Origin of the sequence: Paenibacillus sp. FSL R5-0407, assembly GCF_038009185.1 — a bacterium.
Taxonomy (GTDB): Bacteria; Bacillota; Bacilli; order Paenibacillales; family Paenibacillaceae; genus Fontibacillus; species Fontibacillus vini.
Genome location: NZ_JBBPAX010000001.1, coordinates 1,331,463 through 1,355,381, shown reverse-complemented (window position 1 = coordinate 1,355,381; position 23,919 = coordinate 1,331,463). Strand labels below are relative to the sequence as shown.

General features: G+C 50.0%; 22 protein-coding genes. 16 read left to right on the top strand and 6 right to left on the bottom strand.

Annotated elements, in window-relative coordinates; translation table 11 throughout:
* Positions 1-47 precede the first annotated feature (47 nt).
* The 10 genes from NYE70_RS06605 (at position 48) to gyrA (ending at position 12,292) form a co-directional block, all read left to right on the top strand.
* On the top strand, positions 48-1,559 hold the full coding sequence (locus tag NYE70_RS06605; RefSeq protein WP_341045446.1) for a sugar ABC transporter ATP-binding protein: 1,512 nt from the start codon (positions 48-50) through the stop codon (positions 1,557-1,559).
* Between the two features lie 25 nt (positions 1,560-1,584).
* Positions 1,585-2,592 (top strand): galactose/methyl galactoside ABC transporter permease MglC, encoded by a 1,008-nt coding sequence (mglC, locus tag NYE70_RS06600; protein WP_211020792.1) that lies wholly within the window; start codon positions 1,585-1,587, stop codon positions 2,590-2,592.
* A gap of 125 nt (positions 2,593-2,717) precedes the next feature.
* A complete protein-coding gene (locus NYE70_RS06595; protein WP_341045445.1) occupies positions 2,718-3,239 on the top strand; it encodes a CAP domain-containing protein in 522 nt (173 codons plus the stop codon).
* 147 nt (positions 3,240-3,386) lie between these two features.
* Entirely contained in the window at positions 3,387-4,061 is a 675-nt protein-coding gene (locus NYE70_RS06590) for a PspA/IM30 family protein (protein ID WP_211020790.1), read from the top strand.
* Positions 4,062-4,101: 40 nt separating this feature from the next.
* The gene (locus NYE70_RS06585) at positions 4,102-4,608 is read left to right on the top strand and encodes a DUF4178 domain-containing protein (RefSeq protein ID WP_211020789.1); all 507 of its coding nucleotides are present in this window, start codon (positions 4,102-4,104) and stop codon (positions 4,606-4,608) included.
* A gap of 363 nt (positions 4,609-4,971) precedes the next feature.
* Positions 4,972-5,787 (top strand): GDSL-type esterase/lipase family protein, encoded by an 816-nt coding sequence (locus NYE70_RS06580; RefSeq protein WP_213655037.1) that lies wholly within the window; start codon positions 4,972-4,974, stop codon positions 5,785-5,787.
* A gap of 18 nt (positions 5,788-5,805) precedes the next feature.
* On the top strand, positions 5,806-6,789 hold the full coding sequence (locus NYE70_RS06575; protein ID WP_213655038.1) for an ABC transporter ATP-binding protein: 984 nt from the start codon (positions 5,806-5,808) through the stop codon (positions 6,787-6,789).
* Positions 6,790-6,793: 4 nt separating this feature from the next.
* Positions 6,794-7,774 (top strand): ABC transporter permease, encoded by a 981-nt coding sequence (locus NYE70_RS06570; protein WP_213655165.1) that lies wholly within the window; start codon positions 6,794-6,796, stop codon positions 7,772-7,774.
* An 80-nt stretch (positions 7,775-7,854) separates the two neighbouring features.
* A complete protein-coding gene (gene parE / locus NYE70_RS06565) occupies positions 7,855-9,840 on the top strand; it encodes a DNA topoisomerase IV subunit B (protein WP_211020786.1) in 1,986 nt (661 codons plus the stop codon).
* A 13-nt stretch (positions 9,841-9,853) separates the two neighbouring features.
* Positions 9,854-12,292: a DNA gyrase subunit A gene (gyrA, locus tag NYE70_RS06560; RefSeq protein WP_341045442.1), complete on the top strand. Its 2,439-nt coding sequence runs from the start codon at positions 9,854-9,856 to the stop codon at positions 12,290-12,292.
* A 64-nt stretch (positions 12,293-12,356) separates the two neighbouring features.
* Here gyrA and NYE70_RS06555 read toward each other — a convergent pair whose 3' ends face one another.
* Positions 12,357-13,226: a LysR family transcriptional regulator gene (locus NYE70_RS06555; RefSeq protein ID WP_341045441.1), complete on the bottom strand. Its 870-nt coding sequence runs from the start codon at positions 13,224-13,226 to the stop codon at positions 12,357-12,359.
* A gap of 138 nt (positions 13,227-13,364) precedes the next feature.
* Between NYE70_RS06555 and NYE70_RS06550 the strand changes: the two genes are divergently transcribed.
* The 3 genes from NYE70_RS06550 (at position 13,365) to NYE70_RS06540 (ending at position 15,731) form a co-directional block, all read left to right on the top strand.
* A complete protein-coding gene (locus tag NYE70_RS06550; protein ID WP_341045440.1) occupies positions 13,365-13,874 on the top strand; it encodes a hypothetical protein in 510 nt (169 codons plus the stop codon).
* 171 nt (positions 13,875-14,045) lie between these two features.
* Positions 14,046-15,113, top strand: a complete 1,068-nt coding sequence (locus tag NYE70_RS06545; protein WP_341045439.1) for a branched-chain amino acid aminotransferase — start codon at positions 14,046-14,048, stop codon at positions 15,111-15,113.
* 207 nt (positions 15,114-15,320) lie between these two features.
* Complete coding sequence (locus NYE70_RS06540) at positions 15,321-15,731, top strand: MarR family winged helix-turn-helix transcriptional regulator (protein WP_211020781.1); 411 nt, start codon at positions 15,321-15,323, stop codon at positions 15,729-15,731.
* A gap of 117 nt (positions 15,732-15,848) precedes the next feature.
* On the opposite strand, the gene NYE70_RS06535 is transcribed toward NYE70_RS06540, so the two are convergent.
* The gene (locus NYE70_RS06535) at positions 15,849-16,616 is read right to left on the bottom strand and encodes an RluA family pseudouridine synthase (RefSeq protein WP_211020780.1); all 768 of its coding nucleotides are present in this window, start codon (positions 16,614-16,616) and stop codon (positions 15,849-15,851) included.
* A 2-nt stretch (positions 16,617-16,618) separates the two neighbouring features.
* Positions 16,619-17,482 (bottom strand): class I SAM-dependent methyltransferase, encoded by an 864-nt coding sequence (locus NYE70_RS06530; RefSeq protein ID WP_211020779.1) that lies wholly within the window; start codon positions 17,480-17,482, stop codon positions 16,619-16,621.
* Between the two features lie 236 nt (positions 17,483-17,718).
* Between NYE70_RS06530 and NYE70_RS06525 the strand changes: the two genes are divergently transcribed.
* The 3 genes from NYE70_RS06525 to NYE70_RS06515 all read left to right on the top strand — a co-directional run bounded on the left by NYE70_RS06525 (position 17,719) and on the right by NYE70_RS06515 (position 21,313).
* On the top strand, positions 17,719-19,437 hold the full coding sequence (locus tag NYE70_RS06525) for an ABC transporter ATP-binding protein (RefSeq protein WP_341045437.1): 1,719 nt from the start codon (positions 17,719-17,721) through the stop codon (positions 19,435-19,437).
* Between the two features lie 122 nt (positions 19,438-19,559).
* Positions 19,560-20,339, top strand: a complete 780-nt coding sequence (locus tag NYE70_RS06520) for an ABC transporter ATP-binding protein (protein WP_211020777.1) — start codon at positions 19,560-19,562, stop codon at positions 20,337-20,339.
* A gap of 122 nt (positions 20,340-20,461) precedes the next feature.
* Complete coding sequence (locus NYE70_RS06515; protein WP_213655044.1) at positions 20,462-21,313, top strand: prohibitin family protein; 852 nt, start codon at positions 20,462-20,464, stop codon at positions 21,311-21,313.
* 10 nt (positions 21,314-21,323) lie between these two features.
* On the opposite strand, the gene NYE70_RS06510 is transcribed toward NYE70_RS06515, so the two are convergent.
* From NYE70_RS06510 to NYE70_RS06500, 3 genes are read right to left on the bottom strand one after another with little or no spacing between them, the layout of a single operon-like run.
* Positions 21,324-22,445, bottom strand: a complete 1,122-nt coding sequence (locus tag NYE70_RS06510; RefSeq protein WP_341045436.1) for a GerAB/ArcD/ProY family transporter — start codon at positions 22,443-22,445, stop codon at positions 21,324-21,326.
* Positions 22,446-22,475: 30 nt separating this feature from the next.
* Positions 22,476-22,694, bottom strand: coding sequence for a hypothetical protein (locus NYE70_RS06505; protein ID WP_211020774.1), 219 nt, complete (start codon positions 22,692-22,694; stop codon positions 22,476-22,478).
* A 17-nt stretch (positions 22,695-22,711) separates the two neighbouring features.
* Positions 22,712-23,917 (bottom strand): Ger(x)C family spore germination protein, encoded by a 1,206-nt coding sequence (locus NYE70_RS06500; protein ID WP_213655046.1) that lies wholly within the window; start codon positions 23,915-23,917, stop codon positions 22,712-22,714.
* Positions 23,918-23,919: the final 2 nt, after the last annotated feature.

Here is a 23,919-nt window from a genome sequence, read left to right as displayed (position 1 = left end):
CGCTTGCTGTGCCTCTTTAGGAATAGAACAATTTAGGGGGCGGAACCATGATGGAACAGAAATATGCGTTGGAGATGAAGGATATCTCCAAGGAATTTCCCGGCGTCAAAGCGCTGGATCAGGTAACTCTGCAGGTTAGACCAGGGACCGTGCATGCGCTAATGGGCGAAAACGGCGCGGGCAAATCAACATTAATGAAATGCCTGTTCGGAATCTATAAACCCGACGGCGGAGAAATTTATTTGAATGGACAAAAAGTCGAAATTAACAACTCCAGCGACGCACTGAGACTTGGAGTTTCGATGATTCACCAGGAGCTGCACCCGGTGCCGTTCCGCAATGTCATGGAAAACATATGGCTCGGCCGCTTCCCGCTGAGGGGCTGGTTTCCCTTCAAATTTGTGAACCATAGCAAAATGTTCAGGGACACGGAAGAGCTGTTTAAACAGTTAGATATTGATATAAGTCCGGATACGCTGGTAGGAAAGCTATCGGTTTCCAAAATTCAATCCATTGAAATTGCGAAAGCGGTTTCATTTCATTCGCAAATCATTGTCATGGACGAACCTACCTCGTCATTGACCAGTGTGGAAGTGGAGCATCTGTTCCGCATTATTAATGATTTGAAGAAACGCGGCGTGTCTATCATTTATATTTCGCACAAAATGGAAGAAATATTACGTATTTCCGACGACGTGACGATCATGCGGGACGGTAAGAAAATCGGAACTTGGCCGGCGGCCCAAATGACGACCGATTTGATTATTTCCAAAATGGTCGGGCGGGATTTGACACAGCGATTCCCTGACCGCCATAACGTTCCAAACGGCGTAATTATGAAGGTGGATCATCTGACTTCCCCTGATCCGAAGTCGTTCAAGAATGTGTCTTTCGAGCTTCGAAAGGGAGAAATACTCGGCGTGGGCGGTCTTGTGGGAGCCCAGCGGACCGAATTGGTTGAAGCCTTGTTCGGGCTTCGAGACATTCAGTCCGGCAGCATTTCGATCAATGGCAAAGAGGTCAGAATCAAAAGCGCCGGCGATGCGAAACGTCACGGGTTGGCGCTGCTGACTGAGGAACGACGTACAACGGGGATTTTCCCGGTATTATCCGTACACGAGAATGCGGCCATCGCCAATATGGACCGGTACGTAAAGCCTTACTTACTGATCGACGACCGCAGAAAAAAGATAGAAACCAACAAAATGGTAGAGAAGCTGCGGACCAAAACACCTTCTCCAAAGACTCTGATTATGGATTTGTCCGGGGGAAATCAACAGAAGGTTCTGCTCGCGCGCTGGCTCCTTACGGAACCGGAGATTCTGCTGCTCGACGAGCCGACCCGGGGAATCGATGTCGGGGCGAAATACGAGATTTACTCTCTTATCGCGGAGCTGGCCCAGCAAGGTAAAAGCATCATCATGATTTCATCTGAGATGCCCGAGCTACTTGGCATGTCCGACCGGGTGATGGTTATGTCCGAAGGTCGACTGACGGGCATATTGGATGGAGACCAGGCCTCGGAAGAGGAAATTATGCGGCTGGCTGCCCAGCATTAGCGAGAAAGAGAAGGAGGAGAACATCATGGAAATTAGAAAAGTACAAAATTTCGTAACCCAAAATGCGATATATATCGTGCTAGCGGTGCTCGTCATCGGGATTGCCGTGTACGAACCAAGCTTTATCGGACTGAATACGCTTCAGGATATACTGGCTCAATCATCAACCCGGGTGATTATTGCGCTAGGCGTAGCCTTTATCCTGATTACCGGAGGGACCGACTTGTCGGCCGGACGGATGGTGGGTTTAACTGCGGTTATATCAGCGTCCATGCTTCAAACGGAAGAATACGGGCGGCGGTTCTTCCCGGATCTCCCGCAATTATGGATGATCCTGCCGATCATCATCGCCATCGTCGTAGGTCTAATCTTCGGCATGATTAACGGAATCATAGTGTCCAAATTCAAAGTTCCTCCCTTTATCGCCACCCTCGGTACCATGGTCGCGATTTACGGTATCAACTCTTTGTATTTCGATATGGATCCCAACCAGTCACAGCCGATCGGCGGACTGCGCAAGGATTTCACGGACCTTGGTTCAGGAAGCATCCACATCGGACAATTTTCGCTGCATTATATTGTCATTATTGCGATCGCCGTTTGTTTCATCGTCTGGGTCATGTTCAACAAAACCCGGCTCGGTAAAAACATGTACGCCATCGGGGGCAACGTACAGGCAGCGAAGGTATCCGGCATCAACGTAAACAAATACCTGATTCTGATTTACTCCATCGCAGGAGCGCTGTACGGGTTGGCCGGCGTCCTTGAGGCCGCCAGAACGGGCGGAGCCACCAACAACTACGGGAATATGTATGAGCTTGATGCGATCGCGGCCTGCGTAGTTGGCGGGGTATCTACGACAGGCGGGATAGGTACGGTTCCGGGCGTCATGGCCGGCGTGCTGATCTTCACGGTAATTAACTATGGACTGACCTTTGTCGGGGTTGGCCCGTACTGGCAGCAAATCATTAAAGGTGCGATTATCGTTGCCGCTGTTGCATTCGACATGCGGAAATATGCATCCAAAAAATAAACGAATTTTCATTTTTTATTTCCAATTTTCCAGTTATTTCTCATGCGTATTAACGGGGAACATGTTAAAATGTGACAAGGAACTCATTTTTTGTGGAATCATCTGACTAAGGAGGAGAAACTTCGATGAACAAGAAGTCTCACTTAAGAAGAATTTCTGCGGGCCTTGTCTTCTCCGTCTTGGCAGGATCTTTGATGCTGGTACCGGCAGGAAGCGGTACGGCTGATGCGGCTTCATCTAAACAAATAGCGGCAGTTTATGCGAAAATTCAGACCGAACGGGCTGCTGAAGTAGTTGCCCTGGTCAACAAGGAGCGGGCTGCAGCGGGATTAAAACCGCTTACCGTGCACACTAATTTATCGAAAATGGCAAAAACCAAAGCGATCGACATGTTTAAAAACAAGTATTTCAATCACACATCACCTACTTACGGGTCCCCCTTTGACATGATGGATTCATTTAACATCACATACCGTTATGCAGGCGAGAATATCGCCATGGGGCAAAGAACCGCCAAAGAGGTAGTGGAGGACTGGATGAACAGCCCGGGCCATAAAGCCAATATTTTAAATGCCAATTACAATCTCATCGGCGTCGGTTATTACAACGGGTACTGGGTTCAGGAATTCATCGGTACAAAAGATTGAGATGATTGAAACGCGAAAGCAATAGACACGCCAATGAGGCGTGTTTTTTGCTTGAATAAAAATATTTTTAATAAGGATGAAACCTTGAAACAATCGCTACGTAAACATTTATCAAGAAGTTAAAATTTTTAGGGAGGCAACTAAACCATGTCGATTTTTAAAAGATTACGTGATTTGACCATGTCTAATATTAACGCGATGATTGATAAAGCGGAGGATCCGATCAAGATGACGGATCAATATATTCGTGATATGCAGGAGGACCTGGAGGACGCCGAGAAGGCGGTCGCCGCTCAAATCGCGATTGAGAAGAAATTCAAGGCGCTTTATGAAGAGCAGGAAGCTTTGGTAGCCAAGCGTACGCAGCAGGCTCATACGGCCGCTCAAGCCCAAAACGTAGAATTGGCCCGCCGTGCGCTGGAAGAGAAGAAAGCCGCTGAAACGAAGATGAACGAGTATAAAACGAACTACGACCAAAACAAGACTTCCGCCGATAACCTTCGCGCTAAGCTGGAAGAGATGCGTAAACAGCTTACCGAGATGAAGAACAAGCGGGAGACGCTGGTAGCCCGTTATAACGCGGCTAAGGCTCAAAACGAGATCAACAAGGCGATGACCGGCTTTAGCTCGGACTCCGCTGCCAGCGGTCTAAAACGCATGGAAGAAAAAATGATGCAGATGGAAGCGCAGGCCGAAGCAAGCAACGAATTGAACTCCAAAGGATCCGATCTGGACGACGAATTCGAAAAGCTCGGCAAGGACCAGGCGGTTGAAGATGAACTGGCTGCTTTGTTGAAACAGTACGACAACAATCAAAAATAAGAACGCTTTGAATTGAACGTAAAGCGAGGCAATGTAGCTCATGAGTATGTGGAAAAGAATCGGAAACCTGTTCGCGAAACCGGAGCCGCCACAGGTGGAAAAGAGCATGTTGACGCTCTCCCCCGGAGATATGTGCGAAGTGTCCTTGGTTACTTATGAAGTGACGGGACGGGTTCATAACCGTGGACGGAATGCGGTCGTACTGACACTGCAGGACGGCGCCAAGATCAGCTATTTGCTGATTGAAGAACGGGAGACGCTGCAATATCAGCTCTACCGCCCGATCGACGGCCGGCTGGATACGCCTGACGAGGTTCCGTCTGAAATGGAACTGGACGGAAGAACTTATTACCTGGATGAAGAGTATGTTGGCTCGGTAACCGTTACCGGCCGTACTCCCTTTATGCAGGGAGGCGAGCAGTATGTATGGCAGTTCCAGTCCGATGATTTTGCGCTGATGCGCATCGAATGGCAAAACGGACGTTTCATGCTCTATGAGGGTGAGAAGGTAATTACTGCCGACGTTAAGGTAATCAGAGCGAGTTAAAAGCTGGTAGAGCAGTGCCCATGGGCACTGCTCTTTTTGCGATACTATATAGGACTAAAGAAGAAAATGATAAAGGCAAGGTAGTAAAATGATTCCGAAGAAGCGGAGCGTTCGCCTTTGGTTGCGGATTTCAACCGAATTGGATTTTATAAAATCAAGAAATCTGGAACCAACAGCGATCGTAGGAACATTTTACGTACTTGCCCCATATCAATTTCGCCAGTCCATCTTATATAGTTTATGATTAGCAAACAGCATCCCATGGACTGCGATAAATTTGATTCTTGGTTCAAGAAGTTTTATGGTAATTACATAAATTGGAGAGAATAAGAAGGGGCTATTTCTACAGGAGGAGAGTTGCAGATGAACACTACGTCCCGGATATGGCGGGCGGCGGGTCTGATTTCGGCCGTGTCGACACTGCTGTTATTATGCGGATTTATATATGCGGTGCGTGACGTTATTTATCCTGTAACAAGCGAACCGAACGGGGCCGGATCCCCCGGGGATCATTCATTAAATGTCCCGCTACAAGTGTCCGCAATGGATGTAACGGCAATCGGAGATTCTTTGGCTAAAGGCACCGGAGATGATACGGGGAAAGGTTTTGCCAAAAGAACCGTCGAGATATTGAAGAAGCAGGGTACGGAAAGTAAACTCGTAAACAACTTGGGAATTAACGGGCTAACTACTAAAAAGCTGCTGCCCATGCTGGACGAACCGGGGGTTCAATATGCGCTTAAACAGGCCGGCATGATCATGCTCTCCATAGGAGCCAACGATTTGTTCGAAGGAGGGGAGCCGCTGCAGACCCGGACGGAGCTGCCCTCGGAAGCGGAACTGAATGCAAAGGTGAAGAGCGCAACGGAAAATTTGAGCGAAATTTTGGCCAAGCTTCATGATATTAATCCACAAGCCCGGATCGTCTACATCAGCCTGTATAACCCTTTCTCGGATATGAAAGAGTTGAAAAATGCCGGGGATAAAGCAGTAGCGCAATGGAACAGTATTGCGGCGGAAACGATGTCTTCCATAGACGGCGGCCTGGTCGTGCCTACGTTTGATTTGTTTACTTTACAGGCCGGCCGGTATCTCTCCGGCGACCATTTCCATCCGAACGGGACGGGGTATCAGGCCATCGCGGAGCGCATCGTACAGGGGATCGGCGTACAAGAGTGACACAAGGAGTGAAGAACTTTGGCAGCGCAGAATAAAGCCGGGCAACAGCCGCGGCAGATCGTTTTGAAGGTAGAACACTTAAAGAAAAAGATCGGTCGTACCTGGATTGTCAGGGATGTGTCGTTTGAGGTGCGGGAAGGGGAAATCTTCGGGTTTTTAGGCCCAAACGGAGCCGGTAAAACTACGACGATCCGGATGCTGGTTGACCTGATTCGCCCTACGGAAGGAAGCGTAAAGGTATGCGGACACGAAGTGAACCGGGAGCCGGAACGCGCATTAGCCTATGTCGGTTCGATCGTGGAGAATCCGGAAGTATATAATTACTTGACCGGCTGGGAGAACCTGGAGCAGTTCGCTAGAATGATGAACGGTGTGGATGCGGCGCGGATTGCTGAGGTAGCGGAAATGGTCGGACTGGACGAGCGAATTCATGACAAGGTGAAAACTTATTCCCTAGGCATGCGCCAACGCCTAGGGATCGCGCAGGCTCTGCTCGGCAGGCCTAAACTGATGATACTGGATGAGCCGACCAACGGTTTGGATCCCAAGGGGATTAAGGAACTCCGCCAATTTATCAAGGGCTTGGCGGATGAAGGGATGGCCGTATTCGTGTCGAGCCACTTGCTCAGCGAAATCCAATTGCTTTGTGATCGTGTGGCGATCATTAGCCGCGGCAGCGTTCTTGCTGTAGGAACGGTCAACGAACTTATCCAGGGAAGCTCGAATTACGTGGTCTGGGAGCTGGAGCCCCGCCACAAAGGGGAAGCGTTGTTAAAGGCGGCGGGCGTGACTGTGGTCTCAAAAGCGGGCGATGTGCTCGACGATGCGATTATGGCCGGAATCGGCGACAACGCCGTCGTGGCCCAAATGCAGCCCGAGGACATTCCACGTTTGTTGGCCAGTCTGGTCGGCGCAGGGATTCATGTAGGCGCCGTGCATAAAATCAATCCTACACTTGAGCAACTGTTCCTGGAGATGACGGATGGTGAAACTATTGAATAATCATATGTTATCGCTTGTTCAAAACGAAACGATCAAAATGATCAAGAAGAAACGATTCTATGTTGTCGTGTTGGTATTGTTGATTTTGGTTCCTATTTTTGCATATGCCCAAATGAAGCAAGCCGAGGACAAACGAGAAACCTACGGGGCGGACTGGCGCCGGGAAGTGCAGCAGGCGATTACCGACAATCAGAATTCTCTCGGCAGCGACCGGGTGCCGGAGGAATGGAAGAAATACCGCCAAATCTATATTCAGCAGATGAAATATTATTTGGAGCATGATGTAAACCCGGCCCAACCGGGAGGCGTCTCGTTCACGCGGGAGTTTCTGGACAATGCGTCAACCCTGTTCATTCCATTGCTGATCATGGGAATAGGCTCAGACATCGTGTCCTCGGAACGGACGGGCGGAACGGTGAAGATGCTGCTGACCCGGCCGGTCCGCCGTTGGAAGGTGCTGCTCAGCAAGCTGATTACGCTGTTGCTCTTTGTATCGCTGATCGTGGTTTCTTCCTTTATCATCTGCTATCTGATATCGGGTCTCTTTTTCGGATATAAAGGATTCAATTTCCCTGTATTTACGGGCTTTCAGCTGCAAGGCGCGGACGTGGACATGTCGGCGGTGCACTCGGTGCCCCAGTGGAAATATCTCTTTATGCAGGCGGGCCTGATCTGGTTCGTCGGCATCGTTGTCGCGATCCTCGCATTTATGGTGTCGGTGCTGGTAAGGAGCACTGCGGCTAGCATTGTCATCATGATGGCGGCGCTAATCGCGGGGAATATTCTCAGCAATATGGCTTCTTCCTGGACAAGCGCCAAATATTTGTTTATGGTGAATCTTGGACTAACCAATTATTTGGCAGGAACCCCGGCTCCGATCGAAGGAATGAACCTTGGATTTTCACTCGTAGTGCTGGCGGCTTGGGCGGCCGTTTCATTGGTTGTTTCATTCCTTGTCTTTACGAAACAGGATATATTGAATTAAAATGGACAAGGATAACAAAACATTTGTTTGCATTGTAGTACAAATCATGGACTACATAATAGCTAAAAGGGGGAGCATGAATGGCCGAACAAATCGATTTGTTCGAAGACGCCTCCGGTGCAAAGCCTGGCCATGCGGCTTCGGGATACGACGCGGACGACATTCAGGTGCTCGAAGGGCTTGTCGCGGTACGTAAACGACCAGGTATGTATATCGGCAGTACGAGCTCGTCGGGACTTCATCATCTGGTATGGGAGATTGTGGATAATGCTGTCGACGAGCATTTGGCGAAATTTTGTACCAAAATCGACATTACGCTGAACAAAGACGGTTCCGTTACGATATTTGATAATGGCCGCGGCATTCCGACCGGAATGCACAAGACAGGCATTCCAACACCGCAGGTGGTATATACGATTTTGCATGCCGGGGGGAAATTCGGCGGGTCGGGATATAAGAAATCCGGCGGCTTGCACGGGGTTGGCGCATCGGTGACGAACGCGCTCTCCGAGTGGCTGGAAGTCGAAATTTACCGGGAAGGTAAAATCCATCGCATGCGGTTCGAGTATTGGGTGGACAAAAAGGGGATAGAGCATGTCGGTGAGCCGGTGACGGGCCTGGAGGTATTGGGAAATACGAACCGGACAGGCACCAAGGTTACGTTCAAGCCGGACAAACGCGTGTTTGTCAATGGAATCGGACTGAGTTACGATACGCTCGCGGAACGTTTACAGGAGATCGCATTTCTGAATTCGGGCCTCAAAGTGACCTTGAAGGATGAGCGGTCGGATCGTTCCGACGAGTTTTTTTACGAGGGCGGAGCCAGCCAGTTCGTTCAATTTTTGAATGACGGGAAAGACGTGCTGCATGATGTAATTCATTTCTACGCCGAGCGCGAGGATATCGAAGTCGAAGTCGCATTGCAATATAATGCGGGCTATACGGAAACGCTGGTTTCTTTCGTCAATTCGATTCCAACTCGCGGCGGAGGTACTCATGAGACGGGCTTCAAGACAGCCTATACCCGGGTTATGAACGACTATGCGCGGAAGAATGCCATGCTTAAGGAAAAGGATAAAAATCTTGATGGCAACGATTTGCGCGAAGGCATGATGGCGGTCATCAGCGTTAAAATGTCCGAAGTTGAGTTTGTCGGTCAAACGAAGGACCAACTCGGTAGCGCTTCCGCGCGTAGTGCTGTGGACGCAGTTGTGGCCGAGAAAATGGCGTTGTTCCTGGAGGAAAACCCGCAGGTTGCTCAGACGCTGATCAAGAAAGCGATTCAGGCTTCACGTGCCAGAGAAGCGGCTCGTAAAGCGCGGGACGAAATGCGCACGGGCAAGAAGCGGAGCGAAAGCTCCAATCTCGGCGGCAAGCTGACTCCTGCGCAGTCCAAAGATTTTACGCGCAATGAGCTGTTTATCGTCGAAGGCGATTCTGCCGGCGGCTCGGCCAAACAGGGACGGGATTCGAAGATCCAGGCGATTCTGCCGCTTAAAGGAAAACCGATGAATCCGGAAAAAGCCAAACTGGCCGATATTCTGAAGAACGATGAATACCGGGCGATCATTTCGGCGATCGGCGCGGGCATCGGGCCGGAATTTGCCGTGGAAGACAGCAATTATTCGAAAATCATCATCATGACCGACGCCGATACGGACGGAGCGCACATCCAGGTGCTGCTGCTCACTTTCTTTTATCGTTACATGAAGCCGCTGATCGACGCCGGACGTGTCTATATCGCTCAGCCTCCGCTCTATAAGATTACCCGCCGGTCGGGTAAACTGGAGACGATCCGTTATGCATGGAGCGACGAGCAGCTTCAGAACTATCTGAAGGAATTCGGCAAAAACTTCGAGCTGCAACGGTATAAGGGGCTTGGGGAAATGAACCCGGAACAGCTGTGGGAAACGACGATGAATCCGGAAACCCGCACGATGCTTCAGGTGCAGATCGAGGACGCTGCCAAGGCAGAGCGCCGCGTATCTACGCTGATGGGCGACAAAGTCGATCCCCGGAAGCGTTGGATTGTGGAGAACGTAGATTTCACGGAGTATGAGGAATAGAAGGTGACATGATTTGAGTTCATTGGAGAATTTTTTACCGGCTTTTCTCGAAGAAGTCGTCGGAGACCGTTTCGGCCGGTATTCCAAATATATTATTCAAGATAGAGCTATTCCTGACGTCAGAGACGGCCTAAAGCCGGTGCAACGACGCATTCTGTATGCGATGTACGACTCGGGCAATACTCCGGACAAGCCTTATCGTAAGTCGGCCAAAACGGTCGGGGACGTTATGGGTAACTATCACCCGCACGGCGACTCTTCGATTTACGAAGGCATGGTCCGGATGGCACAGCCATGGAAGATGGGACATGTATTAGTAGACGGTCATGGCAACTGGGGTTCCCAGGATGATGACCCGGCCGCTGCTATGCGGTATACGGAGGCACGCCTTTCGCCGATTGCGATGGAGCTGCTCCGTGATATCGAGAAAAGAACGGTCCCTTTTAAGGACAACTTTGATAATACGGCTATGGAGCCGGTCGTGTTGCCTGCCCGTTTTCCGAACCTGCTGGTCAACGGGGTAAGCGGGATCTCCGCCGGTTTTGCGACCGAGATTCCGCCCCATAATTTGCGCGAGGTGATCGATGCCTGCGTAGCGATTATGGAAAAGCCGGGGATTTCTATGGAAGAGATCCGTTCGTATGTGAAGGGACCGGATTTTCCGACCGGCGGCATTATTATGGGCGAGGATGGAATCCAGAGCGCCTATGAGAACGGGAAAGGGCGGATTTACCTCCGCTCCAAAACGGAGATCGAAACGATGCGCGGCGGCAAGCAGCAGATCGTCATCACGGAGATCCCTTATCAGGTCGTAAAATCCAGACTCGTTACAGCTATGGAAAACATTCGGCTGGAGAAAAAGGTCGACGGGATCGCCGAGGTACGTGATGAGAGCGGACGGAACGGCCTGCGCATCGTCGTTGAGCTGAAGAAAGACGCAGACGCTCAAGGCATCCTTGCGTACTTGCTTAAGAAGACCGATTTACAGGTCACTTATAATTTCAACATGGTGGCGATTGTAAACAAAGCGCCGCGTCAGCTTGGACTCCGGGCGATGCTGGACGCTTATATCGCTCACCAGCGCGAAGTGGTCACTTTCCGGACCCAATACGAGCTTGAGAAGCTGGAAGACCGGGCCCATGTGCTGGAAGGTCTGGTTAAGGCCCTGAATATTTTGGACGAGGTCATCGCCGCCATCAAGGCGTCGAAAAACCGCCAGGACGCTCAGAACAATCTGCAGTGGATGTTCGGATTTACCGAACGCCAAGCGGATTCCATCCTGACGTTGCAATTGTACCGGTTGACCAACCTGGAAATTACATCGTTGCAGAAAGAACTGGACGATATTCAAAAGAAGATCACAACGCTTCGCGGAATTCTTGAGAGCGATAAGAAGCTCATTGCCGTCATCAAGAAAGAACTGATCGAGATCCGTGACAAGTACGGTATTGATCGGCGTTCGGATATCCAGAGCGAAGTGGAAGAGCTCAAGGTTAATCTTGAGGTTATGGTGGCCCAGGAAGATGTGCTGATCACGCTGTCTCACGAAGGATATATCAAACGGACGAGCATGCTTTCGTTTACGCGTTCCGGCGGGGAGCGGGAAGGGTCCGGAGTGAAGGAAGGCGATTATATCAAGCATGTGCTTGATGTGAATACGCTGCAGAATCTTCTAATCTTCACCCAACGCGGCCAATACTTCCTGTTGCCGGTGCATCAGATTCCGGAGTTCAAATGGAAAGATAACGGTACCGCGATCGTCAATGTCATTCCGATGGCTAAGGAAGACCGGATCGTCAGCGTGGTTCCGCTGAAGGACTTTGACTCGGCTGATACGAGCTTTGTCTTTGTCACGAAGCGCGGTCAGGTGAAGCGTACTGAGCTCAAAGAGTACGAAACGAAACGGTCGGGAGCCATCGCTGCCTGCAAGGTGGCCGACGGGGACGAGATTATTAACGTGACGCTTAGCCAGAATCGCCAAGACATTCTGTTATTGACGAAACAGGGGATGGCCATCCGTTTTGCGGAGAATGAAGTCAACTCCATGGGACGTGTCTCGGCCGGCGTTCGCGGCATCGCTTTGAAGGAAGAAGACGAGGTCGTAAGCGCATTGTGGGTTGAAGGCGAAGAAGGTGAAGTGCTCGTTGTATCCGATCTGGGCTACGGCAAACGGAGTCTTCTGCTCGATTATCCATTGCAAAGCCGCGGAGGCAAAGGCGTTCAGTCATTTGAATTCAAGGAAGGCAAACGGGTTAAGCCGAACGGCAGCCGCTTATCCGGCGGGTTCCATTGCAAAGAACCGCTTGCGCTGCTCGCCGTGACCAAGGAAGGCGCCATGCTTTCATTCAGTTCCGAGGATGCGCCTTTATCCGATCGCAAATCGATCGGCAAGGTGTTGGCTCCAGTCGACAAAAAAGACGAGATCACGGATTTGCTGCTTCGAAGTCAATAATAATAAGCTTCACGGAAATAGATTGATTCCGTGAAGCTTTTTTTCTTTTTTTCCAGATGTAATGTCAGTTTTCAGCCAGTAGATGAGTGATGAACGCCTGGATCGTATGATCCAAGTACATATTTTTTCGATAGACTAAGCCGACTTTTTTTCGCGGCACCGGTTCGGCGAATGGAATGACCGCAATGTCCGAATTTCGCAGTGTTCTGGCGTAAGACAAGGGCAGAACCGTTCCTCCGACATTATGCCCGACCATTTGAACCTGGGATTCCATCGTGGACAGCTCCATAACCGGCTTCAGGATGAGGCCTTGGGCTGCGCAGGCTGCATCGATGATTTGCCGCACCAAAAACTTGGACTGAAACAGTACAAGCGGCAGATCGGCGAGCTTTGTCAACTGGACGGAGACGTTCCCGGCCAAAGGATGATGTTTGGAGACAATAAGAGCCAATTCTTCATCATAAAGAGGGAGGCTTACCAGCTGCTCGTCTTCCAGCGGCAAGAATACGACGCCGAGATCGAGCCTGTTTCCAAGCAGGCCGTCGTGGGTCTCGTCGGTCGCCAGCTCGATTACGTTAAGATCGATGCCGGGATGCTGGCGATGAAAGGAGATGAGCGCTTCCGTAATCAGATGATTGCCGGAACACCCGATGCGCAGCCTGCCGCGCTTCAAACCAGCCAGCTCCCCGATCTCAAACCTTGCCTGCTCCAATTCATGAATGACCCGGCGCGCATGTTCCATCAGAATCATGCCGGGTTGGGTCAGGTGAATTCTTTTGCCTGAACGGTGAAACAGCGGAGTGCCGACTTCGTGCTCCAACAAACGAATCTGATGGCTCAAGGTCGGCTGGGTAATGCCGAGTTTGTCCGCTGCTTTCGTAAAATGAAGTTCCTCGGCCACAGCCAGAAAATAATCGAGAAGCCGGTGCTCCATGAAAACATCTCCATTATAGATAATTTCTATGATTATAGCAGATAATACTAGAATTAGTGATAATATGTGATTTGTTTAATGGTTACATAATCATTTAATGCTTATAATCCTTTAAAACTAACTAATAGGAGAGACAATATGGTTGGAAAACACAGAGCGGCAGCATTATTGGGGCTTATCCTGATCACGACTATTGTCATTCTTCTTTACTATCAATTTAAATTACGTGAAGTTCCAAAAGTATATAGCTTCACTGTTGAAACTGAGGATTTACGAATAAAGGATGTTGAATTTGTTGTTTATTCAAACGCAAACTCTGTTTATATAGCAGGACATAATTTGGAGAAAATCGGAGACGATAAACAGTTTTCAGGTGTTACCTACGGTATATCTGTTGGCGGAACAATGATTTTGTCATTAAGCCAAGCGGACGATCCTTTTACATTACCGGATTCCTTCCAAGGAAAGATGAATGATAACACCAGAAATTTAATACAAAATGTAAAAGCTCGGGAACATGATACAGTGAATATTGAATTATTATATATGGTAAATGGAGGTGCTAAAAATGTAACTGGAACCGTTAATTTAAGCAAAATAGCCAAATCTATATCCTCATCAGACAATAAAAATGTTATTCGACTATAGATGCAATATGTTAAAATGGACAGCGTGATAGAAGGCTGTCCATTTCTGTTTGAAATGTTTTGTCCTATAGAAGTAATCTATGATAATAATTGATATCATAATATTGATCAATGCAACGGATAAGGGTATAGTTAATTCAAACGAAACGGTTAAGAGAGGAAGCGTATCTCAGTGAATAAATTAACTATTGTAAAAGCAGAGAACTTGAAAGCTAAGCCGGATAGCGATCATCTCGGATTCGGTCAATATTTTACCGACCACATGCTGGTTATGGATTACACGGAAGGCAAAGGCTGGCATGATCCAAGCATCGTGCCATACGGGCCGATTGCCCTGGATCCTTCGGCTATGGTGTTCCATTACGGCCAGGAAGTGTTTGAAGGCATGAAAGCCTATAAAACGTCTGAAGGTCAATTTTCACTATTCCGGCCTGACATGAATTTGAAACGCCTCAATATTTCTTGCGAACGGATGAGCATTCCTCAAGTGGACCCTGAACTGCTGTTGGACGGAATTACTCAACTGGTTAGCCTTGATAAGGACTGGATTCCTGAAGGCGAGGATACGTCCCTGTATATCCGCCCATTTATTATCGCAACCGAGCCGTGCCTGGGCGTGCGGGCTGCAAAGCAGTACAAGCTGCTCGTCATTTTGTCACCGGTCGGATCGTACTATCCGGAAGGGATTCATCCGGTCTCCATTTTCGTGGAAGACGAGTACGTCCGTGCGGTTCGCGGCGGGACCGGGATGGCCAAAACGTCCGGCAATTACGCGTCGGGCATCAGAGCGCAGGAAATTGCGAAGCTGGAAGGGTTCTCGCAAGTGCTGTGGCTGGACGGCGTTGAGAAGAAATACATCGAGGAAGTTGGCAGCATGAACGTATTTTTCAAGATCAGCGGAGAAGTGATTACTCCCGAGCTGTCGGGGAGCATTCTAGCCGGGGTGACGAGAGATTCGGTAATGACGCTGCTGCGTTCGTGGGGAATTCAAGTGATCGAGCGGAAGATCTCTGTAGCCGAGCTGTTTGAAGCCGCACGAGAGGGGAAATTGGAGGAGGCTTTCGGTACCGGAACAGCCGCTGTAATCTCACCTATCGGCACGATGAAATGGGGAGAAGAGCAAATTGCGGTTGCCGGAGGGCAAACGGGCGAGATCTCCAAAAAGCTGTATGATTCCATTACCGGCATTCAAAAGGGCGTTCTTGAAGATCCATTCGGCTGGCGGAACATTATTGTTTAATCTGTCTATACCAAAACAAGTCATTCGGCCTGAGGTCGGACGGCTTGTTTTTTTGTATGTTAATCTCCTTGGTTTTTCGCATTAACATGGCACGAATTTAGGTTTCATCGATCAGAGGAAGGAATTTCCGGTCTGCTTGTCGAATTATTCATGACGTAAATCAAGAGAGAAGCCGGCATTCATTTCAAGAAGATTAGGGGGGACATCATGCATACTACCGAGTTTGCCAGACTTTTGGGGATTATCGTCAAGGATTATCAGACGCATATGGAGGAAGAGCTTGCGCCTGCATTGACAACTTCACAACTGGCTGTACTTGAAGTGCTGGAGCGGGAAGGGAATTTGAAACCGTCCGAATTGATCCCATTCCTCTCGACCACGCCGGCTGCGGTCACGATGCTGCTTGACCGAATGGAACGCGGCGAATTGATTCGCCGGGACAGGGATGAGGGTGACCGCCGGATAGTTTGGGTCTCGATAACCGATAAGGGTAAACGGGAAGCGGAGCGGGGCGTTCAGGTCCGCAATAAGTATTTGAGCCAAGTGCTGGATCGGATTTCGACGCATAATCAGCAGCTTCTTGTGTATTTAATGGGTAAAATCTCCGGGACGAAATAATCCTTGGCAGCTAAGAGTAAGAAGGCGGAGCGAACGAATACATAAGAGATGTAAAAGAGAGGCTGTCCGCAGTTCATTGAATTCCAATGACTACGGGGCAGCCTCTCTTTTTAGTTATTAAAAGTTACCGTTGTAACCCGCCGTACAATTCTCCGCAGTCTGCTTGTAAATCGTCTCTTCCCAAAGATTCCAAGGATACTGGCGCGGCGGCATCGAAATGAGATCGACCGGCTCCTTCGTGATTGGGTGAGGGACGCCGACATACAGTGACCACAATGCAATTTGCTCACCGGGTTTGTTGACCGCGCTACCGTATTTCTGATCTCCGTATAGCGGGCAGCCGATGTGACTGAACTGGACCCGGATCTGATGCGACCGGCCCGTAAGAAGCGTGATCTGCACCAGGGACAAGTTGTCCTGAGGCGAGCTGCCCAGCACGCGGTAATCCAGAATCGCTTCTTTGCTGTCCGGCGTACCTTTGGGAACGACCCGGACGGTGTTGGTACGTTCATCCTTCAAAAGGAAATCGGTCAACCTACCGCTCTGTTTACCTGGAATCCCCCGGACCACCGCCATATAAGACTTGTCGAATTTACGGCTGCGCACCGCTTCGGACAATCTTGAGGCCGCTTTGGATGTCTTGGCGAAGATCATCGCTCCTCCCACCGGACGGTCCAAACGGTGGACTAGTCCGAGATACACATTGCCGGGTTTGTCGTACCGCTCTTTGATATCTTCCTTCAGCAAGCTGAGCAGGTCCGGGTCACCGCTGGCATCCTCCTGGGTCGGCACGTTCACCGGCTTCTCGATCCCGAGTAAATGGTTATCCTCGTAGAGGATTGCCATCCGAGGGTGCCCTGACGTGTGCAACGGTTCGGCTGGCATGCTTATTCCTCCCAGCGGCCCAGAATCCCGCAAGGAAGATTTAGGCCGGACTTCGTAATCGGCAGGCCTAATTCGCCTGAGGAAATGACTCCGCCATGCTGGCGCTTCACGGTCATCGACAGAATGTTGTGAAGAACCGTTGGAGAAATTCCTGTGGTATAGGAATTGATGAGGAAGAACAAAGGCGTATCCGATAGGATCGACATACAGGATTCCACAAACGGATACAGGCTCGTCTCGAGTTTCCACATCTCGCCGTTCGGTCCGCGGCCGTAAGACGGCGGGTCCATAATGATCGCGTCGTATTTGTTGCCGCGGCGTTGTTCCCGCTGCACGAATTTGAAAACATCGTCCGTGATGAAGCGGACAGGTCTGTCGCCAAGCCCGGATAACGCTAGATTCTCCTTCGCCCACTGCACCATGCCTTTGGCCGCGTCGACATGAACGACCGAAGCGCCGGCGGAAGCGGCTGCCACGGTGGCACCGCCTGTATAGGCAAACAGATTAAGTACTTGGATCGGGCGGCCGGCCGCGGAAATCTTGTCCATCATCCAGCGCCAGTTGGCCGCTTGTTCCGGGAATAAACCGGTATGTTTGAAATTGGTTGGCCGGATATAAAATTTAAGCCGGTCATAGGAAACCGTCCAGCGCTCGGGAAGCTGCTTCTTCATTTCCCATTGTCCACCGCCGGATGAACTGCGATGGTAGTGGCCATGAACTTCGCGCCACTGCCGGCTCTCCTCGCGGATCGGCCATATAATTTGCGGATCCGGGCGCCGGAGGACAACATCGCCCCAACGTTCCAGCTTTTCGCCATCTCCGGTATCAATGACTTCATAATCTTGCCAGTCGTTTGCTACGTACATTTCATAATCCTTCCTTCCGTCTAAAGAACGGTCTGCGCCGCTCTAATTGAACGATTCCAGAGTTCTCGGGTTCGCTAGTTATTGTACCTTATTTTTCTATTGCCATGCCAGCCTTCGGCGAAATTCTCCAAGCGTCAAGGGCAGGAAACAACTAAAGCCAACCTGGGTCTTTGAATAGACGGTGTTCTGTGATAGTCTGAACAGCAGTAGATGCATATAGATGGGAGAGAGTAACGATGCTTCGCCGATTTTTTTCATATTACATTCCGTACAAAAAACTGTTTATTCTGGACTTTACCTGTGCAGTGGTAGCGGGGCTGCTGGAGCTCGGCTTTCCGATCGCTGTAAACCAGTTTGTGGACAAACTGCTGCCGGGCAAAAACTGGTCCATGATCGTATGGGCTTGCGCCGCGTTGCTGGGCGTTTATGTTCTGAATACGGTATTGAATTATATCGTCACCTACTGGGGCCATATGCTGGGCGTTAATATCGAGACGAAAATGCGTAAAAGCATGTTCGATCATTTGCAAAAGCTGTCGTTCCGCTTCTATGACAACAATAAGACGGGCCACTTGATGTCGCGCATTTCGAACGATCTGGACAACATCGGCGAAGTGGCGCATCACGGTCCCGAAGACGTGTTCATCGCCGGGATGACCCTGATCGGTTCGTTCCTGCTGATGCTGGCGATCAACTGGAAACTGGCCGTTCTGACGTTTCTTGTCGTACCGGTGCTGGTGTGGACCGCGCTTTATTTTAACGGGAAAATGACGAGCACGTACCGAGGGCTATTCTCGGCCCTGGCGGACTTCAATTCCCGGGTCGAAGAGAACATCGGCGGAATTCGTGTCGTACAAGCATTTGCCAACGAGGAACATGAGAAGGAACTATTTAACGAGAACAACAGCAGTTACCGGAGCACCAAGCTCCGGGCTTACAAAATCATGGCCGGCAGCCTGTCGGTCAACTATATGCTGATGCGGCTAGTTTCGTTGTTTGTCATGATCTGCGGGACGTGGTTCGTCATTCGCAGCGAGCTGTCCTATGGCGAGTTTATCGGATTCCTGCTGTTGGCCAACGTCTTTATCCGGCCGATCGAGAAAATTAATGCAATCATCGAGAGCTATCCGAAAGGGATCGCTGGGTTCAAGCGATACCTGGAAATCATGGATACGGAGCCCGATGTGGCCGACGCGCCGGATGCGGTCGACGCCGGCTGGCTCCGAGGGGATATCCGGTTCAACGAAGTGAGCTTCGGATATGAAGACGGCGCGCATGTGCTGAGCAACATCAGCCTCAATATTGCTGCCGGAGAAACGATCGCTTTCGTCGGCCCTTCCGGAGCCGGGAAAACGACGCTGTGCAGTCTACTGCCGAGGTTCTACGAACTGGCCGGCGGCAATATTACGATTGACGGAAAAGACATCCGCAGCATGACGCTGTCATCATTACGGCGCAATATCGGGATCGTCCAGCAGGACGTCTACCTATTCTCGGGCACGATCCGCGAGAACATCGCCTACGGCAAGCTTGGAGCCGACGAGGAGGAAATCTGGGCGGCGGCGCGGCGCGCCCAATTGGAGGACTTTATTCAGGCGCAGCCCGAAGGCATGGATACGGTAATCGGCGAGCGGGGGGTCAAGCTGTCCGGCGGGCAGAAGCAGCGGCTGGCGATTGCGCGGATGTTCCTGAAAAACCCGCCGATCCTCATCCTCGATGAAGCGACATCGGCGCTGGATACCGAAACCGAAATGGCGATCCAAAAGTCCTTGGCCGAACTGTCGGAAGGAAGAACGACGCTGGTGATCGCCCACCGGCTTGCCACGATCAAAAATGCCGACCGGATCGTCGTCGTGACGGAAGAAGGCATATCGGAGCAGGGACGCCATCAGGAACTGGTCGGCGCCGGCGGCCATTACAGCCGCTTGCATCAGGCTCAGTTCGGGGCGAATTAATCTGAATTGCAGATTGGAACCATATGCGTAGATCAATGTTTTCGAAGCAGCCCTGGGTTGACAAACCGGAGATGCGGGAGTAGCTTGAGGTTACTGTTATTTTTTTCGGGGGGATAGGGCACATGAACGAATGCATTGAAATGAAGAATGTCAGCTGGATGCGGGAGGGAAAAACCGTCCTCGACGGGATTGACTGGAAGGTTGGCGAAGGAGAGCATTGGGCTCTGTTCGGCTTGAACGGTTCCGGGAAGACGACGCTGCTTAATTTGCTTTGCGGATATATTTGGCCGACCACAGGGGAGATTCACGTTCTTGGCCATAAGTTCGGAGAGATCGATTTGCGGGAGCTCCGTAAATCGATCGGCTGGGTAAGCTCCTCGCTCCAGGAACGAATCCATAGCGGGGAAAAAGCCCAGCATCTGGTGGTCAGCGGCAAATTCGCTTCTTTCGGCTTGTATGACAAACCGGAGGACGAGGACTTTGACCGGGCGGCGGCCTTGATGGAACAGCTTCGGTGCGGACACTTAAAGGACCGGACTTATCAAACCTGCTCCCAGGGTGAACAACAGAAGCTTCTGATCGCGCGGGCGTTGATGGCTTCGCCGAAGCTGCTCATTCTTGATGAAGCCACCAACGGTCTTGATTTTATATCCAAAGAAGGGCTGCTGGACAGCATCAACGAACTGGCTCGTCAGCCTGACGCTCCCAACATGCTTTATGTGACGCATCATACGGAGGAGATTTTGCCGATCTTCGCGCACACCCTCCTGCTCCGGCGGGGACGGGAATTCACGCAAGGGAAGACCTCGGAGGTGCTCAGTACCGAATCGCTTTCCGAGTTTTTCGAAATGCCGGTCCAGGTTGACTGGAACGGAAACCGCGCCTGGTTGTCCCGGAAATAAAAGATGTTTTTCGCGTTCTGTTTTTGCCACCTTTTTCCGCTTAGTACGTATTAACCGTTAATGGAAGTTATCTTCTGTTACAGCCGAGAAACGGCAGCAATAGATAAAGCGGAGGGATGCAAATGGAGACAGGAACGGGAACCAACAAGGGGCCAAAAAAGGAAATCAAATTGCGGGGGGCGGCTGCAACAGTCCTCATCGGATTACTAGTGATCATTGTAGGGGCAAGCAGCTTTGCACAGGTAGAATATGGACATGTCGGATTGTATAAAACGTTCGGCAAGCTGAACAGCAACATATTATCACCGGGAATCCATTTAAAGGTTCCATTCGTGCAGTCGGTGATTCAGGTAAACACGCAAGTTACGAAGGCGGAGACGGATACGAGCGCCTCGTCCAAGGATCTTCAGCCGGTTTCGACTCATGTTGCGGTCAACTACTCGGTCAATAAGGAATCCGCCTATAACCTGATGAATAATATCGGCGGTAACTTCGACGCCATCATCATTAACCCGGCCGTACAGGAGATCGTCAAGGAAGTAACGGCCCGTTATCAGGCCGAGGATCTGATTGCGAAGCGCGATGTTGTCGCCGGGGAAATCAGCGAGCATTTGACGAATCGGCTGGCTAAATACGACTTGATCGTCAATGAAATCAACATCGTCAACTTTAAATTTTCCGATGCGTTCAATCAATCGATCGAAGCCAAGCAAGTGGCACAGCAGCAAGCTCTTAAAGCGAGCAATGACCTCAAGCGGATTGAGATCGAAGCGAAACAGAAGATAGCGCAGGCTCAGGCCGAGGCGGAATCGTTGAAATTGAAGAAACAGGAAGTAACGCCTGAGCTGGTTCAGTTGAAACAGATCGAGGTGCAGGAGAAGGCACTCGAGAAATGGGACGGACGTTTGCCGTCCGTGACAGGCGGAGCCACTCCGTTTATCGATATTCAGTCGCTTACCGGCGGACAACCGTAAGCGATATCCCTCAGGAACCCGCCGACTTGGTCTCGGCGGGTTTTGATTTGTTCTTTTTTCGCCGTATGAAGTACATGATCATGTAAATAGCTGGGATGACATATTCAGCGGTAAGCACGAATGGAGAAAGATTTTTGGCCGTGAAATTAGACAGTTCCTGCTGCGATCTGGCCATCGCGATGGACAGTACGCCTACGAAGGCAACGATAGGCAGGGATAATGATTTATAATCCTTCACCCCGGTCAATTGTGCTATACAGATGACGGCCGTGAAGCACAAGAATGAGATTTTGACGAAAATGCTGGTCAACCAGAGTAGAATCAGAATCGGGTCAAGCGTTTCTATAAATGAACCTGCCCGAATAAACCGAATTAACTCCAAGTCGGGATATACGAGGTTCGAACCCAAGTCCACCCCGAACGTAAGCAGAACGGGAATGAGATGGGACAAGATAATAATGAGAGAACTAAGCGTCGTAAAGAAATAGGTTTTCATCACTTTCTTGGGTTCTTTTAAGTAAGGGTACAGAAGAAAGAGAAAAGCAAGCTCGCCGAACATTCCTAAGTTGTAAATTACTCCATGGGTTATGTCTGTGAAATGTAAATGACTTGCCAACGCAATGAGAGCATCCTTTTCTATTTCCTGCATGGCCAGAAACGGGATCATCAGAAACGCTATGGCACTGATCAGAAATATGCCCTGTGCCGCACGGAAAATTGTACTCAGGCCGGATCTGACGGCGTAAGCGATGCAGATTCCGAAGATCAGTACGACGGACCAGGAAGGTGTATCGATCAAATAGATGGACAAAAGGAAATCGGACATCTCTCTCAGATTTAAGGCTGAAAGCAACAATTTAATCAGCACAATGATCAGAATAAATATCGTGTGCGGACCTCTGCCGACCAGTTCCCCGCCGAATTCCGTAAGAAACTCATTCGGGCGGGAAGAAGCCACTATATAAGAAGGGTAGACGAGCGCAACGGCAAGAAATGCGCCGATCACCGTCGCAACGGGAGCTGAAAAATGACTGCTTGAGATCAGCATGCCGAGCAGAAAGGCAATGACCGTGGTAAAAATATGCAAGTTATAGAGTGAAAAGATTTGGGTGCTGGAAACGCTCTTTTGCATGATGATTCACTCCCTCCTTATTCAAGATCCTCAGCCAGATATCCAGACATCAATGGATTTGCCGACAAACTCAAATAACATGGTTACATTCCACTTGTCTTTGAGCTTAAATAAAACTTCCGAAAGCAGTAACAGACCGACCGAAATCCCAAGCACAATCCACTTATCGCGGCGTTTAACCTTCGCCTTCCGTTGACTCAGCCACTCGAACACGATGATCACGAGAAACATGGCACCTATCCAGATCATTGTTTCACTGCCTTCCGTTATTTTTCTTCATATTCTTGTAAATTGACCGAACGAATTTCACCGCCGGTACGTTTAATGGTGATCTTTACGGATATATCGATCGGCATTTTCTCGGAATAATAGGTTCTCCACTCGTCTTTTATCCGGTTCCAAGCCTTTGGATATCTCCAGAACAAGTATTGATTCATTAAAAATGAATCGGATTTGGCTTTTCGTGTTTTATCGATGACCTGTCGCAGTCTCTTCTCAATGTTTTTTTGAAATGCTTCTTGCATCTGATTGAGCGCCTCCTGGCTTTTCAAATCGATATCGGAACTGGAAGAGAGGATATATGCGCTCGCGCTGCTCTCGATTTTGAAGGAGATTTCGCCGTTCTTTATGACGGGTAAGATTTTTGTTCCAATGCCTTGCGCAACGGCGGTAACCTCTTTTCCATCGGTTGGAGAAGAAGAGGTGACGATGGAGGTGTCGAGCTGGGAACTAATCCAGAGCGCGCCTCTTAATTCCTCATCAGTCAGGACGATTTTGCTCATTTTTCCTTCACGCATAATGGCAGCTCCGTCGGTACCCATCCAATGTTTCATCTTAGAGGAATCCGCTGCGCCCACTTCGGGTTTATATGAAAAACTTAGCAACGGAAGAAGAATGTCTCCGCCCTTGTACCTCGCCATTAAGAAATCCTTGACCGTCGTGTCGAGGGTCTGCTTCTGTGTTATAAATTTCAGTAAAATATCCGCAATGAAGCGTTCGAATATGGTTGGCACTTGTGAGACCTCCGTCGCCTTATTCGGAGTTATGAACAGATTGGAACTAAGATGAAAGGCGGGTTGCCGGGAAACGAATTCCAGCACTGGATCAATCCCCTTCTCGGCAAACTTGCGGCCGACTACGATTACCCGGGTTTGACCGAATGAGATCGTTCTGGAGTTATCAAGCTGGATCAACTCCACGGCTTCGCTAATCGTTTTCGCCTTTCTGGTCGTAAACGTATAAGGATCACCGGTGGTGGCTCCGCCTCCCCCTCCTGCCGAGCCTGGTATCATCCGATTGGGCAGGGGAAAGCCAAGCGTTATTTCCGTTTGACCGTCCTCCGATTCATCTACGATCATCATCATGGCGAAGGCTCGGTTATTGATTTCCTCGGCCGACCAGCAGCCGCAAATGGCGGTCAGCAACAGAATAGCCAAAGCTCCGCGAAAGGCCGGTCTTGTCAGAAGCTTCATAT